The sequence below is a fragment of the Hymenobacter koreensis genome, assembly GCF_039541855.1.
Taxonomy (GTDB): Bacteria; Bacteroidota; Bacteroidia; order Cytophagales; family Hymenobacteraceae; genus Solirubrum; species Solirubrum koreensis.
Map to the genome: position 1 here is coordinate 1,196,147 of NZ_BAABHA010000002.1, position 14,149 is coordinate 1,210,295.

The 14,149-nt window shown below is 59.6% G+C and carries 14 protein-coding genes; 8 read left to right on the forward strand and 6 right to left on the reverse strand.

The features are described 5' to 3' along the window. Window positions 1-2 precede the first annotated feature (2 nt). Window positions 3-1,781: a hypothetical protein gene (locus ABD903_RS07975; protein ID WP_345222918.1), complete on the forward strand. Its 1,779-nt coding sequence runs from the start codon at window positions 3-5 to the stop codon at window positions 1,779-1,781. Window positions 1,782-1,791: 10 nt separating this feature from the next. Here the strand turns inward: ABD903_RS07975 and ABD903_RS07980 are convergent, their stop codons facing one another. Next, complete coding sequence (locus ABD903_RS07980) at window positions 1,792-1,986, reverse strand: hypothetical protein (protein WP_345222920.1); 195 nt, start codon at window positions 1,984-1,986, stop codon at window positions 1,792-1,794. A gap of 174 nt (window positions 1,987-2,160) precedes the next feature. Beyond that, a complete protein-coding gene (locus tag ABD903_RS07985) occupies window positions 2,161-2,397 on the reverse strand; it encodes a hypothetical protein (RefSeq protein ID WP_345222922.1) in 237 nt (78 codons plus the stop codon). Window positions 2,398-2,539: 142 nt separating this feature from the next. On the opposite strand from ABD903_RS07985, the gene ABD903_RS07990 reads away from it, so the two are divergent. Together ABD903_RS07990 and ABD903_RS07995 are read left to right on the forward strand one after the other, a co-directional pair. Next, on the forward strand, window positions 2,540-3,127 hold the full coding sequence (locus ABD903_RS07990; protein WP_345222923.1) for an RNA polymerase sigma factor: 588 nt from the start codon (window positions 2,540-2,542) through the stop codon (window positions 3,125-3,127). A 48-nt stretch (window positions 3,128-3,175) separates the two neighbouring features. Further along, complete coding sequence (locus tag ABD903_RS07995) at window positions 3,176-4,318, forward strand: S1 family peptidase (RefSeq protein ID WP_345222925.1); 1,143 nt, start codon at window positions 3,176-3,178, stop codon at window positions 4,316-4,318. 129 nt (window positions 4,319-4,447) lie between these two features. Here the strand turns inward: ABD903_RS07995 and ABD903_RS08000 are convergent, their stop codons facing one another. Then, window positions 4,448-5,287 carry a hypothetical protein gene (locus tag ABD903_RS08000; protein WP_345222927.1) on the reverse strand — a complete coding sequence of 280 codons (840 nt, stop codon included), beginning with the start codon at window positions 5,285-5,287 and terminating at the stop codon, window positions 4,448-4,450. A gap of 173 nt (window positions 5,288-5,460) precedes the next feature. Between ABD903_RS08000 and ABD903_RS08005 the strand changes: the two genes are divergently transcribed. The 4 genes from ABD903_RS08005 (at window position 5,461) to ABD903_RS08020 (ending at window position 7,686) form a co-directional block, all read left to right on the forward strand. Continuing rightward, window positions 5,461-6,060: a DUF4142 domain-containing protein gene (locus ABD903_RS08005; protein WP_345222928.1), complete on the forward strand. Its 600-nt coding sequence runs from the start codon at window positions 5,461-5,463 to the stop codon at window positions 6,058-6,060. Between the two features lie 32 nt (window positions 6,061-6,092). Continuing rightward, window positions 6,093-6,347: a hypothetical protein gene (locus tag ABD903_RS08010; protein WP_345222930.1), complete on the forward strand. Its 255-nt coding sequence runs from the start codon at window positions 6,093-6,095 to the stop codon at window positions 6,345-6,347. 68 nt (window positions 6,348-6,415) lie between these two features. Beyond that, window positions 6,416-7,081: a DUF4142 domain-containing protein gene (locus ABD903_RS08015; protein WP_345222931.1), complete on the forward strand. Its 666-nt coding sequence runs from the start codon at window positions 6,416-6,418 to the stop codon at window positions 7,079-7,081. 161 nt (window positions 7,082-7,242) lie between these two features. Continuing rightward, complete coding sequence (locus ABD903_RS08020; protein WP_345222932.1) at window positions 7,243-7,686, forward strand: RidA family protein; 444 nt, start codon at window positions 7,243-7,245, stop codon at window positions 7,684-7,686. 5 nt (window positions 7,687-7,691) lie between these two features. Here the strand turns inward: ABD903_RS08020 and ABD903_RS08025 are convergent, their stop codons facing one another. Together ABD903_RS08025 and uvrA are read right to left on the reverse strand one after the other, a co-directional pair. Beyond that, window positions 7,692-8,120: a hypothetical protein gene (locus ABD903_RS08025; protein WP_345222934.1), complete on the reverse strand. Its 429-nt coding sequence runs from the start codon at window positions 8,118-8,120 to the stop codon at window positions 7,692-7,694. A gap of 145 nt (window positions 8,121-8,265) precedes the next feature. Then, window positions 8,266-11,316 carry an excinuclease ABC subunit UvrA gene (uvrA, locus tag ABD903_RS08030; RefSeq protein WP_345222936.1) on the reverse strand — a complete coding sequence of 1,017 codons (3,051 nt, stop codon included), beginning with the start codon at window positions 11,314-11,316 and terminating at the stop codon, window positions 8,266-8,268. Between the two features lie 259 nt (window positions 11,317-11,575). Between uvrA and ABD903_RS08035 the strand changes: the two genes are divergently transcribed. Continuing rightward, window positions 11,576-12,073, forward strand: coding sequence for a hypothetical protein (locus ABD903_RS08035; RefSeq protein ID WP_345222938.1), 498 nt, complete (start codon window positions 11,576-11,578; stop codon window positions 12,071-12,073). A 51-nt stretch (window positions 12,074-12,124) separates the two neighbouring features. Here ABD903_RS08035 and ABD903_RS08040 read toward each other — a convergent pair whose 3' ends face one another. Beyond that, the gene (locus ABD903_RS08040) at window positions 12,125-13,786 is read right to left on the reverse strand and encodes an FAD-dependent oxidoreductase (RefSeq protein WP_345222940.1); all 1,662 of its coding nucleotides are present in this window, start codon (window positions 13,784-13,786) and stop codon (window positions 12,125-12,127) included. Window positions 13,787-14,149 lie beyond the last annotated feature (363 nt).

Genomic DNA, 14,149 nt, shown 5'->3' on the forward strand with positions numbered 1-14,149 from the left:
TTATGCCCGCTGCTTCGCTGCTGTTTTACGCTACCCTAACTCTGTGCCTGCTTTTGGGCGTGCTGCTGATTTGGCAAGCCTGGCGGCGGCCCGACCGGCGCCGCCGCGTGGCGCGGGCCGTGGCGGGCATTGTGGCTAGCGTGGCCCTGTGGTTCAGCGTATTTCCGCCGCACCGCTCGGTTGAAATGGTATCTGAGCAAACCGGTATTCTGATTACGCCCGGTACTCCCGCCGATACGCTGCGGTACTGGCAGAAACGCCTTGGCCGCGTGCCGGTGCTGCGCTACACTCCCAATCAGTTCAGCCCCGACTCCAACGCCGTAACTCACCCCGGCCTTATTGGTCCGCGCTACCCGCATTTGCGGCAGCTGTACGTTCTGGGACAGGGCATTCCGGCCACCGATGCGGCCTCGGTTGATGCTCGGTTGCAGTTAGTAGCACGTCCGCAGTGGCCCGCCGCAGGGTTTAGGAGCGCCAACTGGCGTCCGTCGCTTGCCTTGGGGGAAGAATTGCGGGTAGAAGGACGCTTTGCGGCGTCGGTAGGTAAATCGGTAAAGCTTTACCTGCGTGCGGCTGGAGTAACGCAGGACTCCGTGGCGCTGACCACCGGCAACGGTGCCTTTCGGCTCCGCGGTATCCCGCGCGCCGTTGGCCCTCAGCTGCTTCGGCTGGAGGCTTACCGCGACGGGCGCCTGCTGGCTGCTGAACCCGTGCCTGTAACGGTAGAGCCGACGCGCACGCTTCAGGTATTGATTTTAGGCGGCGGGCCGTCGTTCGAGCTCAACCTGTTAAAAAACCGCCTGGCCACCCGAGGGCACGGCGTGGCTCAGCGCCTTAGCATTAGCCGCAACCTGCGCCAAACCGATTTTCTGAATATCAATACGCGGCCATTGGCCACCCTGACGCCCGCCGCGCTGGCCCGCTTCGATGTACTGATTGCCGACGATACCGCCTGGGGCACTTTGACTGCTGCCGAAACCCGGGCAGTAACCCAGGCGGCGGCCCAGGGCCTGGGGCTTGTGGCGTTACCCGGACCTTCGGCCCTACCCCGTACCCTTCCTCAGCGGGCAGCCTTTCAAATCCTGCCGCGTTCGGCACAGCAGGTTGCCCAAACAACCCCTGTCAGGTGGGAAGGTGGCTCGGCAATGGCTCGGCTACCAGCCACCCTGAAGGGCCTGGAGCTGGAGACGCTGGTACGCGCCACGGGTGGTGCAACGGTAGCGGCGGCGTATCGTGGGGGATACGGCACTATGGTGGTGGCTACTCCCTCCGATACCTACCGCTGGTTACTGGCCGGCCAAAACACCGCTTACGATTCTTATTGGGCTCGGCTGCTAACGGCAGCGGCACGTCCAGTCGAGCCTGCTTCGGAGTGGCAGGCCCATTTATGGTCCCGCCCGCACCAACCCATGCGCTTAAACCACTTTGGCGCGGGCGCAGGTGTCCAGATCCGGGAGCCGGACGCCCGTGTAACGTCTGTTGGGTTACGCCAGCTTCCGCTGCGCAGCTTCCAGGCCGAAGCCACTTTTTGGCCGAGGCAGCCTGGCTGGCACGCTGTGGGTAACCCGACGGAAGGTTTTGTTCCTTTTTACGTGTTTGATACCGCAGCGTGGATCGGCCCGGAAATTAGCTTGCGTGCTCAGGCTCTCGGTAGCCGGCCACCCTACACCACTGGCAATGCCCCTGAAACGGCCCAGATGCAAACGCTCATCCCATCGGGGTGGTTTTTCGCGCTGTTCCTGCTGGCAGCTGGATTCATGTGGCTGGAAGAAAAGCTCTAATGCACGCGGGCTAGTAAAGAATATTGGGGTGCCCGTTTAGCAGTACGTCTTCTTCTTTGCCCACGATGTAGCTGCCAACCCGTAACCCCAGCTCGTCCAGGGTCGCGACAGAGGGTGCAGGAACCGGAATAGATGCCTGGGGCAGGGCTGCGGCGGGAACAGTATCCTCTTCGTCGGCAGAATGGGGTACGTCTAAATTAGGCACAGTTTAAACAGCTAACATGAAAGCCAGAGGGGAAATATATATACAAATCTTGTTATTTTATAAATACAGACCGCTCAATGTAAGGCCCAAAAATAAAAAAAGCCCGAATGGCTGCCATGGCTGCCATTCGGGCCCAGAAAAGTAAAGTGACCGGCGCTAGGTCAGCCGCCTACACTATTCTTCTTTCATCGTCTCGGTAGTGGTGGTCGTCGTCGAAGCTTCGGTCGTGGCCGGAGCAGTCGTGGCAGCAGCCGTGGTGTCAACCGTGGTGGCTTCGGTGGTAGCCGGAGCAGTGGTTTCTACCGTAGTGGTTTCGGTCGAGGTAGCCTCGGTGGTTTCAGCAGTCTTCGATTCGCAAGCGCTCAGGCTAACAACAGCGAACAGGGCGGCAACCTTCAGGAGGTTCTTCATGTGATGTAGTAAGTTTGAAAAAGTTGGTCTGAAAAACGCCCTTCATACCAACAATCAGCAGAGGTAACCTCACCCGATAAAAAAAATATTCGGTGGGTTACTTGAAGCGGGGGCCAGTATTAAGCAACGAGTAACTGCATACATGGGCAAGGGTCAGCCTTCCTTTTCCGACGACGAGCTGGTGGCGGCTATCCGCGACGGCGACGAGCGGGCATTGGCGCACCTCTACCGCCTTCATTTGCCGATGGTAACGCACTTGGTGACGCAGAACAGCGGAACCGAAGACGAAGCCAAAGACATTTACCAGGAAGGGGTAATGGTGTTTTACGAGAAGGTGCGAATGGGGACGCTCGAGCTGAGCTGCCAGATTAAAACCTACCTCTACGCCGTGTGCCGCCGGTTGTGGCTGAAACGGTTGGCCGAGAAGGGTCGTTACGGCGGCCGCCTCGATGACTACGAGCCCTACCTCGAAACCGGAGCCGAAGCCGATTTGGCCGAAGCCGAGGAGCGCGACCGGCGCCTGGCTCTGATGAGCGAGGCCCTGTTACGTCTCGGGGAACCATGCCGGTCCCTGATCGAGGGCTTTTACCTCCTCGACAAGAGCATGCAGGAGCTTACGGCGGACCACGGCTATACCAATGCCGATAACGCCAAGAATCAGAAATACAAATGCTTGGTGCGTTTGAAGAAGCTCTTTTTCGCTCAGTACACCGAAGAACCGCTGCCCTAACGCGCCTGTGCCCTTTTGCCTGGTGGGAGTAATACCTGCCCTACTGCCATGATGACCGAAGCCGACTATTACGCGCTCTTTGAGGACTACGAAGCCGGGCGGCTTGATGCGGCCGTGCAGGCTGATCTGGCGCGCCGCCTGGCCGCCGACCCGGTGCTGGCCAACCGCTACGCCGAGTACCAGAACGTTACCGGTACGCTGCATACCTATGGCCAGCGCCTGCGCGTAAGCGAGCAGCTACGCGCGCTGCAGGCTGAAATAGACGCCGAACAGGAAACCACGGTGGAAACCGGCCGCCCCCACATGCCCGTGATGCACATATCGCGCACCGAAAAATGGTTGCGGGAGTTTTGGCACGGGCACCGGGCAACCATGGGCGTGGCCGCTTCGGTAGCGGTGCTGGCCGTGTTCTGCACCTTGCTGGGCCTGCAGTGGTGGCGTGCCCGCCAGCAGCCCACCGCCATCGGCTACGCCAAGCTGCGGCGCGAGGTAGATACCATTAAGAAAAACCAGCGGGTGATGGGCCGCGCCATTAATCAGATTGGGGCCACCAAGCCCGCGGCTTCCAGCCCCGGCAACTTCAGCGGCACCGGCTTTGCCCTTACCTCCGACGGCTTTATTGTTACGAGTTACCACGTGGTGCAGGGCGGCGACTCGGTGCTGATTGAGAACCGCGCCAAGCAGCGTTTCCGGGCCGAGCCGGTGTTCATGGACGCGGCCCGCGACATAGCCATCCTGCGCATCCGCGACCGGCGCTTCAGCGGCTTTGGCCGTTTGCCCTACGGACTAAAACGGCGGCAGTCGGACTTGGGCGAACGGATTTACACCCTGGGCTACCCCCGCGAAGACCTGGTGTACAACGACGGCTCGCTGAGTGCCCATACCGGTTTTGAAGGCGACACGGCATTCTACCAGATTAGCATTCCAGTGAACCCCGGCAACTCCGGCGGCCCCGTGCTAGATGACCGCGGCAACCTCATTGGCGTTATCAGCGGCCGGCAAATGGACGTGCAGAGCGCGGCTTTCGCCACCAAATCATCGTACCTGATGCGTCTGGTGGATTCGCTGGCTACGGCTGGCTCGGCGGCCGATTACAACGTGCCGCGCTACAGCCAACTAGCCGGCCAAACCCGCCCGCAGCAAATCCGGAAGCTCCAGGACTTTGTGTTCGTAGTAAAGGTTTACGAATAAAGCCCCGAACCGCTCCGCAGGCAACCGCTTTTTGCGAAGCCCCTCCATCGGGTCCGAAAACAAACCGCCCCGGCAGTTCCTCTGCTGGGGCGGTTTGTTTTCGGACTTAATGATTTACCTCCAACCGGTTTAGCGCAACTGAATGGTGCGGGTTCGGCCGTTGATGGTAACGGAAGCAATATTGTCGCAGGCTTGGGTTCCGGCTGGGTCGTAATTCAGGAGTAGGGTTTTCTCACGCGAGGTGGTGATTTGCAGCGTGCCCGAAATAAAGTGGCGGGCGCAGCCGGCCTGAAATTTCTTCACTAAAGGCTGCTGAATGGTAGCCGTGTAGGAAACGCCCTTGCGGTTAGTGCCCGCAGCCGAGCCGCTGATGCTGTACAAATCGTCCTGAATGGTGCGAGTACCTACGCCGGCGGTTTGGGTAACGGTGCGCTGGGCCGTCCAGGTAGCGGTACCGGTGGCGGTAACCACACTGGCGTTCTGCACGTCCACGGTATGCACATTGGGCGCAATCCAGGTAATGGTGCGGGTGCCGGTACGGGGGTTTCCGTTCACCGAAAAGTTAACCAGCGTAACCACCACCGTGGAACCTACTTGGCGGTGCTGCCCGGTGAAAACGGCTACCAGCTGGCCCCGGCGCAGTTTTCCGTCGCGGCCTACGCAGCCGTTAGGGCCGAAATCGATGGTAAGGGTGCGCGTGGAAACATTGTAGGTGCGCGTGGCACAACCGAAAAGAATGCGCTGGTCGTCGGGGTTTAGGGCACCCGCGCGGCCGGGGTCCTCCGGCGCGGCGGCATCTACGTATTCGTAAGAAGCGGCGTCATCGGCTTCGGCATCGGCATTGTCCTCGGCCGATACGGTGGAGTCGGGTCCAAGCGAATCCGATTCTTTGTCGCAGCTGCTGAAGCCGATAAGAAGGCCGACGCAGAGGGTCGAACCCAGCAAGGAACGTAAGATTTGGCGTTGCATGTGCAAGTGAGGAAAACGTGAGGGTGTAAGGAAGCTGCGGGGGTGCCACCCGGCATTTCATTGGCTTGGAAGCTCTTCGGCTGCTATAGTTTAACGGCTTGCAAATTTTTTTCTGCAGGGCGGAACTTATTGGCGCCGAACCGATAGCCGACCCGGCCGTATAGCCTTTTGCCGTGCCTTTCACCGGCAATTCGTTTATGCTGTACCGCATTCATCTACCATGGGCGTGCCTGCTGCTGTTTGTAACCAGTTGTGGATCGGGTGAGCGTGACCCGGTGGCCGAGGCGAAGTTTCAGAACGAAAAGCGAATTGGCGACGCCAACATTACCGAACGGCAGGAGCAGGATGCTGAGTTTATCGTAAACACCGCCAGCCGTGGCCTGCTCGATGTGGAGTTGGCCAAGCTGGCCCAGCAACGCAGCACCCGCCCCGACTTAAGCGCCTTGGCTCAAACCCTAGTACGCGACCACACCGGCATGCACACGGCCCTCAGCACGCTGGCCGAACGCAAAGGCCTGGCCATTCCTCAAGGACTGGGAAGCGACCAACAGGACACCTTCAAAGAGCTGAGTGCCCTTACCGGCGCCGAGTTCGAACGCGAGTACCTGGAGGTAACCACCGAACATCACGACGATGCCGCCGACCGGTTCGAGGACATGGCCGAAGATGCCTACGACGGCGACATCCGGGCATTTGCGGCGAAGTATGCTCCCGTGCTTAAGCAGCACCACGAACAAGCCCAGCAGATACAAAAAGCGCTGCCCAAGCAGTAAGCTCTTCACTCAATTCATCAACCTGTTCCCTTATGAAGCGTTCCTTTTTGCTACTCGGCGCGTTAGCCGCCTGTCTTTCGCTAAGCGCCTGCGGCGACTCCGAAAAACGTACCGACGGCACTGCCGGTGAAGCCGTCAGCGACATGGACCAAGCTGCCGAAGAAGGCGGTGTGGAGTCCTCCGAAGCCGTGGTGATTGACAACGACGCCGGCCCCACCGTAACCGCCGATGCCGACACGGCTGGTGCCGCCACCACTGCCCCCGCGGCCGAAACGCCCCGCCCTTAATCTTACTTTCAGTACTTGCCGCCTGCCTACCACACCCTCATACCAACCACAACACCAGATTCATTACCATGAAAAAGCTATTCCTGCCAGCCTTGCTGGCGGCTGCCCTGCTGGGCGGCACCTCTGCCTGTACCGATAACAAAGGCAGTAACCCCGATGTAACGAGCACCGAGGGTAATAATGCCGACGATAACTACATGGGCGGCGCCACCAATGGCTCGACCAACGCCATGACCGACGGCGACACCACGGGCTCGATGGCGGCCGCTAACGCCATGCCGGCTAACGATCCGAATGCCGTTGGTCCGCACAAGGATGACCCCGAGTTCATGAAGACGGCCGCCCACAGCGACCAGAACGAAATTCAGCTCAGCCGCATGGCCCTCGAAAAGGGTGTAAGCGGCATGGCCAAGGAGCACGCCAACATGATGATCAAGGACCACACCAAGTCCACGGCCGATCTGAAGGCTATTGCCGATAAGAAGAAAGTGACGCTACCGACCGACATGGACCCCGAGCACAAGGCCATTGCCGAGCAAATGAAAGGTCTTTCGGGCCAGGAGTTTGAGAAGCGCTACCTGCAGCAAATGGTAATGGACCACCAGAAAACCCTGAACACCCTAAATGCCCACGCCGGCATGACTCAGGATGCTGACGTTAAAGGGTTTATTGGCAAAGTAACGCCAGTGGTGCAGAACCATTTGGACATGTCGAAAAAGCACGCCAGCATGTAGCCTCGCTTTAGACGTGCACCCCGCCAACAGACGAGCCGGCCGCTACTCAAAGCGGCCGGCTCGTTTGCGTAATGAGCTACATGATGATGTGACTGGGGCGGCCGGCGTGCAACGCCACTTGTTGAGAGACGTTTTTGGCAAGTCATACCCCATCGTTGCTTATGAAACGCGTTCTACTCGCTTGCCTGCTGCTTGGCAGCATCCATGCAGCTACTGCCCAAGCCACGGCTCCAGCCAAACCACTTGTCCGCCAAACCTTTAACCTGCACCCGGCCGGCGAAAACCAGTACGGCTACGCGCAGGCGGTGCTGGTGGGCAACACCCTGTACATATCGGGCACGGTGTACCCCGGCAAAACCATGCAGGAGCAGGTAGAGGGCATTTACAAAACGCTGGAAAAGACGCTGGCGCACCACGGCCTTACCTTTCAGCATGTGGTGAAGGAGAACGTGTACACCCTCGACCTCAACGCCTTCCCTCAGCAGAACGAACTGCGCAAGAAGTTTTACAACGGCGTATACCCAGCCGCTACCTGGGCAGAAGTCAAGCGCTTGTTAATGCCCTCAGCTTTGGTAGAAATCGAGCTGGTGGCTGTTAAGCCGTAGGGCTGTTACTTAGCAGCGCCATCGGGTGCCGCGGCCCACTCCAGCTTGTAAGTGTCGCAGCCCATGGCGGTTATATTCATGCGGAAAGTACCCTTGGCCGCTGCTTTGCCGCTGAAATTGCCTTGCAAATCGAAGCGCCAAGCCGTACCACCACCGCCGGGCGGATCGAGCACTACGCCACTTACCTTGTTGTTTTCAATGGCGAAAGAACCTTCCGGTCCTACTACCTGGCGCTCAAGCTTGCCGCTGCAGCGCCAGTAGCCGTCGAAGGTGAGGTTGGTGAGCTTCTTGCCGTCGGGCGATACGTCGAAGCTGATCTTGTCGCCTTTCATGCCGTTGCTGATGGTTCCAGCCCAGTGCACAGACTTGGTTTTGGAAGGTGCAGCCACAACGGCTACCGTCAGCAGCAGCGGAAAGAGTAAGAGTTTGAACATGCGGAAAGGTGGCAGGGAGCGGAAACAAAGGGCTTAAAATACGGCTATCTGCATGCTCAGCCAAGAAAAAAAGCTGCCGCGCCCAAAACTTAATATGGGGCACGGCAGCTTTTTTTCTTCTAAGCCCGGAAGAGCGCGCAGTTACTTAAACCGCGGGCTCTTCCGTCTCCGTTTTCTCGTCGGCGTACTTGCTGATTTTCAGTTCCTCCGCCAGGAAACGCGCCGTGTGGCCCTTCTTTACTTTGGCTACTTGCTCGGGTGTGCCTTGCGCTACAATGGTGCCGCCGCCCGAACCGCCTTCCGGTCCGAGGTCGATGACGTGGTCGGCCACCTTAATCAGGTCCAGGTTGTGTTCGATGATTAGCACCGTGTTGCCCTTGTCGGCCAGCTTCTGGAGCACGTCGGCCAGGTGGCGGATGTCCTCGAAGTGCAAGCCGGTGGTGGGCTCGTCTAGAATGTAAAAGGTTTTGCCGGTGTCCTTTTTGCTGAGCTCAGTGGCCAGTTTCACGCGCTGCGCTTCCCCACCCGAAAGCGTAGTAGCCTGCTGACCCAGGGTGATGTAACCCAAGCCAACCTCGCTCAACGTTCTGATCTTGCGCAGGATGCGCGGCTGAAACTCAAAGAAGTCGACAGCCTTTTCAATGGTCATATCGAGCACATCGGTAATGCTCTTGCCTTTGAAGCGCACTTCCAGCGTTTCGCGGTTGTAGCGGCGACCCTTGCAGGTTTCGCACTGCACGTGCACATCGGGCAGGAAGTTCATTTCGATGGTACGAATGCCGGCGCCCTCGCAGGTTTCGCAGCGGCCGCCCTTCACATTAAACGAGAAGCGGCCGGGTCCGTAACCGCGAATCTTGGCCTCGGGCAGGTTGGCGTACAGCTGACGAATTTCGGTAAACACGCCGGTGTAGGTGGCCGGGTTCGAGCGCGGCGTGCGCCCAATCGGCGACTGGTCCACTTCGATAACCTTGTCGATCAGCTCCAAGCCTTCGATGCTGCCGTAAGCCAGCGGCTCCTTCTTCGCGTTGAAGAAGAACTTATTTAGGATGGGGTACAGCGTATCGTGAATGAGCGACGACTTGCCCGAACCCGAAACGCCTGTAACGGCCACCAGCTTGCCTAGCGGCACTTTCAGAGTTACGTTTTTGAGGTTATGGCCTCTGGCGCCTTTCAGCACCAACTCCTTGCCTTCACCGGCACGCTTGGTTTTGCGCAGCTCAATATGCTTTTCGCCGCTCAGGTACTGGGCCGTGAGCGAACCGCTGCGCTGGAACTCCTCGGGTGTGCCTTCGGCCACCACGTGCCCGCCGTGTACGCCCGCACCGGGGCCAATGTCCAGCACATGGTCGGCGTGCTGAATCATGTCCTTATCGTGCTCCACCACAATGATGGAGTTGCCCAGGTCGCGCAAGTGCTTGAGGGCGTTGATGAGCCGCTCGTTGTCGCGCTGGTGCAGACCGATGCTGGGCTCGTCCATGATGTAGAGCACGCCCACCAGCTGGGTACCAATTTGGGTAGCCAGACGAATGCGCTGCGACTCGCCGCCCGAGAGCGTACGCACCGAGCGGTGCAGGTTCAGGTACTCTAGGCCTACTTCCAGCAGGAAGCCGATGCGCTTGCGGATTTCCTTCAGCAGCTCGCGGGCAATCAGGTTCTGGCGGTCGGAAAGGCGGTCTTCCAAGCCCTCAAACCAGCGGGCCAGCTCGCCAATGTCCATCACCGACAGCTCGCCGATGTGTTTGTCGGCCATGCGGAAGTGCAGGCTTTCTTTTTTCAGGCGGTATCCGTGGCACTCGGGGCATTCGGTGGCCTGCGTGTACTGCTGAATCCATTCGCGGATGTTCTCCGAGTCGGACTCCATTTGGCGACGCAGGAAGGGAATGATGCCCTCAAATGGCTCCGAGTACGTGGCTTTTTTCTTGTCGTCGGCGTCCTCGTCTACCTCGATGCCGTGCAACAGACGCTGCACCAGCTCGGCCGGCAGCTTCTCGATGGGCGTGGAAAGCGTGGCTTTGTGCTTCTTGAGAATGAGGCCGATTTGCTGGAAAATCCAGATGTCGCGGTACTCGCCCAGGGGCGCAATGCCGCCGCGGCTGATGCTCAGCTTGGGGTCGGGCATCACCGAATCCTCGGTAATCTGCTGAATTTCGCCCAGGCCGTTGCAGGTGGGGCAGGCGCCGTAGGGCGAGTTGAAGGAAAAGGTATTGGGCGCCGGATCGTCGTAGGCAATGCCGGTGGTGGGGTCCATCAGGAAACGCGAGAAGAACTGGGTCTTGTTCGCGTCGGCATCCAGCACCAGGGCCGTGCCCTTGCCGTGGGTGAGGGCATTTTGCATGGAGCCCGACAGGCGGAACCGGTCTTCTTCCTTCACCACCAGCCGGTCGATTACAATTTCGATGTCGTGGATTTTGTAGCGGTCCACCTGCATCTTGCTCGTAATGTCGAGCAGCTCGCCATCCACGCGCACTTTGGTAAAGCCCAGCTTGGCAATTTGCTGGAACAGCTCGCGGTAATGACCCTTGCGGCCTTTCACCACGGGGGCCAGCACCACCAGCTTTTTGTCGGCGAAGTGCTTGAGGATGTAATTGATGATCTGGTCGTCGGACTGCCGGATCATCTTCTTGCCCGTGGCGTAGCTGAAGGCCTCGCCGGTGCGGGCGTAGAGCAGGCGCAGGAAGTCGTATATCTCGGTGATGGTGCCCACCGTGGAGCGCGGGTTGCGCGAGGTCGTCTTCTGCTCGATGCTGATTACCGGCGACAGGCCCTCGATCTTATCCACGTCGGGGCGCTCCAGGCCGCCCATAAACGAGCGGGCGTAGGCCGAAAACGTCTCCATGTAGCGGCGCTGGCCCTCGGCGTAAATGGTATCGAAGGCCAAAGACGACTTACCCGAGCCCGAAATACCGGTAAACACCACCAGCTTGCCGCGCGGGATTTTTACCGTTACGTTCTTCAGGTTGTGCTCCCGGGCGCCGTATACTTCAATAAAAGGCGCCTCAATGGTGGCTGCCGATGACGTGGCAACGGCGGCCGGCACTGGGGTAGCTTGCCCGTTGCCAGCCGCAGGGGCTGCCTTGGGAAGTGCCTCCGCCTTTTTGCGGGCAGTGGGTTTAGGCGCCGAAGCCTTTACCGGCGCAGCCGAGGCGGCAACGGAAACGTCTGATGCAGCCGAGGCCGCCGATTTTTTCTTTGCCATGCAGTGCGTAGCGAATAAGCCCGCAAAAGTAAGTTAAAACCCCGCCGGCGCAGCAGCTCCATGGGCATATTTGCCAGTGAAATTAGCTTGCGCGCAGGCCGGTATGCAGAAGCAGACAACCTCAATAACGTGCTTTTCGTTCGGCTTTTTGCTATTCGTATTAGAAGACAGAAACGCCTGTGCCGCCAAGCCCGTTTGTTTTGGCCTTGTTCTTGTCAATACGCAAACCCGACCGTTCCACTACAGCGTCTCTTTTGCCATGAAACGAGTTTCTCAGTTCCTTTTTGCGGCCCTTGTTTTGCTGGCCACGGCTGGTACCGCACACACGGCCCAGGCGCAGGTTAGCATTAACGTGCCCAACTGGGGTCCGGCAGCTCCGGCCGGTGCCCAATACTACTACGTTCCCGAGTACGGCGGCTACTACGACCTGCGGGCCCAGCACTACATTGTGCAGCGCAACGGTAAGTGGCAGCGCCTGACCAATCTTAACGGCTACAACCCCAGCAACTTCCACCCGGTGGTCATCAACTATGCGGGTGCTACTCCCTGGGTAAACGTAACCGAGCACAAGAACAAGTACGGCCACCCGCACGGCATGCCTCCGGGCCAGGCCAAGAAAATGCGTAGCACTTCTTACGGCCCGGGCAGCGGAGTAATTGTTGTGGACCCAAACCGCGGCAACCAAGGCGGCCATCCTGGCAAAGGCCACGGAAATGGTAACGGCAAGGGCAACGGTAAAGGAAAAGGCAAGAACTAACCCTTGATGAGCTACCGAGAAGCCCCTCCCGATACTCGGGAGGGGCTTTTCCTATTTCCGTTCAGCCGTAACGCGCTTTAATAGCGCCGACCAATCGGCACCGGCGCGCACTACCTCAGGCGGGGGCATTTGGTCGTGCTCCATCAGGGCTTCAATGCATATAAGGTCGGTGTCGCGGTTCATACCGGCGGCGGCCTGTATGCGGTTTTCGTGCACGTACAAGGTCAGGAAGTCCTGCTGGGCCACGTTGCCGTGGGTAATAAGCTCGTTCCACCGCTCGGCGTGGCCCACGTAGCGCAGGCTTTTGCCATACTGCTGCGTCCAGAAAAACGGTACGCTGCGGAACGTGGTCTGCTGCCCGAGCATGTTCAAAGCCGCCGTACGCCCCTGCTGCTGGGCCACGCGCCAATGTTCGATACGGACGGCGGGACCATCGGGAACCAAGGCAAAGCGGGCCACGTCGCCAGCAGCCCAAATACCCTCGGCCACTTGCAGCTCTTGGCTTACCCGCAGGCCGCCGTCGTTTTCCAGCGGCAGGGCTCCACCCAGGAAACCGGTTGCGGGCTGCACCCCAATGCCCAGCACCACGAGGTCGGCAGGCAAGGTCTCGCCGTTTTCCAGCACCACCGCTCCCACCCGGCCCTGCTCGTTGGCTTGCAGTTCTTTGGGCTGGGTGCCACCCAGGAAGCGCACGCCCTTTTCTTCGTGCAGGCGCCGGAACATGGCTCCAATTTCGGCCCCAAGTACTTTTTGAAGCGGTTCCTTTTCCTTGCCCACCACGGTAACCTGCCGTTCGGGGGTATCGGCCAGGCTGGCGGCGGCTTCCATCCCAATAAAGCTGCTACCGATTACCACCACATGCCGGGCACCCTGGGCGGCGTTGCGGAGGCGGTGGGCATCGGAGCGGGACCGAAGCAGGAACACGCCGGGAAGGTCGTGGCCCGGCAGGCTGACGGGCAAGGCGCGCGGCGTACTGCCGGGACACAGCAGCAGCGCATCGTAGGTCAGGGAGCCGTTGCCACCATCAAGCTGCAATTGCCGCTGGCTAACATCCAGGCCCACCACGCGGGTACTGCGGCGCATTTCAACCTGGTACCGCTCGTAAAAGCCGTGCTGACGCAGGGGCAGGCTGGTATCGTCGGCCTTGCCGGCCAGATAGGCCTTGGTTAGTTTGGTGCGGTCGTAAGGCAGTTGGTTTTGAGCCCCGATTAGCACCACACGGCCGGTGAAACCCGCGGTACGCAAGGTTTGTGCGGCCATCTGGCCGGCAGGACCGGCGCCCACAATCACAAACGTGCGGTTGTCGGGCGCTGGCTCCCCGGCAGGCAGGGGCTCTACACCGCCCGTTTGGGCCGTGGGCGTTTTGTCGGGCGAGTCGAGCACCTTGGGCAACACCGCGGGCAGCCTAACGCACACTCGGCCGTTATCTACCCGCACGGGGTAGCTGGGCAAATGATCCAGCGCGGGCGGTTCGCACAGCTCGCCACTGGGTACGCGGAAACAGGCGTGGTGCCAGGGACATACGAGCTTATCGCCGACTAAATGGCCTTTCTCGAGCGGGGCACCGTAGTGCGGGCAACGGGAGGCAAAGGCGTGGTACCGGCCCGCACGGCGAATCAGCAGTACTTCGGTACCAGCCACCGAAAACGTTTTTAACTCCTCGTCTTGCAGCGCATCGGCCGGGGCGAGGTCAATTTCCTGGGTGTCGGTCATGGGGCAACTAATTGGTCTTGCCAACGGCTTCCGGCTTGCGGAGGTTATCCGGCGGAAATAAACGGGCCTTCGGTTTGCCTGCAACGGGCAGCGCAGCAGCGTACCGTCTGCTACCGGTTTCCCCGCATAACACCCGCACTGTTTACAGCGCGAACATCGGCGGAGGCAAACTCCGTAACCGCGCTAACCTGAGCGCTGCACGCCACCCAACGGCACCCTGCATGCGTAACAGTGGCTGCTCTGACTGGTGTTAAGGCGGATTCTAAGCTTGTTGTTAGCTACTAGCCAATGCCGTTACCGCAGCTGAAATGCGTTGCCATTCAAACCTGGAACAGGCCAAGTGAAAAGCCCGGGAAGCGCGCT

Coding starts and splice junctions, on each gene's coding strand:
- ABD903_RS07975 (WP_345222918.1), top strand. CDS start 3: ATGCCCGCTGCTTCGCTGCTGTTTTACGCTACCCTAACTCTGTGCCTG.
- ABD903_RS07985 (WP_345222922.1), bottom strand. CDS start 2,397: ATGAAGAACCTCCTGAAGGTTGCCGCCCTGTTCGCTGTTGTTAGCCTG.
- ABD903_RS07990 (WP_345222923.1), top strand. CDS start 2,540: ATGGGCAAGGGTCAGCCTTCCTTTTCCGACGACGAGCTGGTGGCGGCT.
- ABD903_RS07995 (WP_345222925.1), top strand. CDS start 3,176: ATGATGACCGAAGCCGACTATTACGCGCTCTTTGAGGACTACGAAGCC.
- ABD903_RS08000 (WP_345222927.1), bottom strand. CDS start 5,287: ATGCAACGCCAAATCTTACGTTCCTTGCTGGGTTCGACCCTCTGCGTC.
- ABD903_RS08010 (WP_345222930.1), top strand. CDS start 6,093: ATGAAGCGTTCCTTTTTGCTACTCGGCGCGTTAGCCGCCTGTCTTTCG.
- ABD903_RS08015 (WP_345222931.1), top strand. CDS start 6,416: ATGAAAAAGCTATTCCTGCCAGCCTTGCTGGCGGCTGCCCTGCTGGGC.
- ABD903_RS08020 (WP_345222932.1), top strand. CDS start 7,243: ATGAAACGCGTTCTACTCGCTTGCCTGCTGCTTGGCAGCATCCATGCA.
- ABD903_RS08025 (WP_345222934.1), bottom strand. CDS start 8,120: ATGTTCAAACTCTTACTCTTTCCGCTGCTGCTGACGGTAGCCGTTGTG.
- uvrA (WP_345222936.1), bottom strand. CDS start 11,316: ATGGCAAAGAAAAAATCGGCGGCCTCGGCTGCATCAGACGTTTCCGTT.
- ABD903_RS08035 (WP_345222938.1), top strand. CDS start 11,576: ATGAAACGAGTTTCTCAGTTCCTTTTTGCGGCCCTTGTTTTGCTGGCC.
- ABD903_RS08040 (WP_345222940.1), bottom strand. CDS start 13,786: ATGACCGACACCCAGGAAATTGACCTCGCCCCGGCCGATGCGCTGCAA.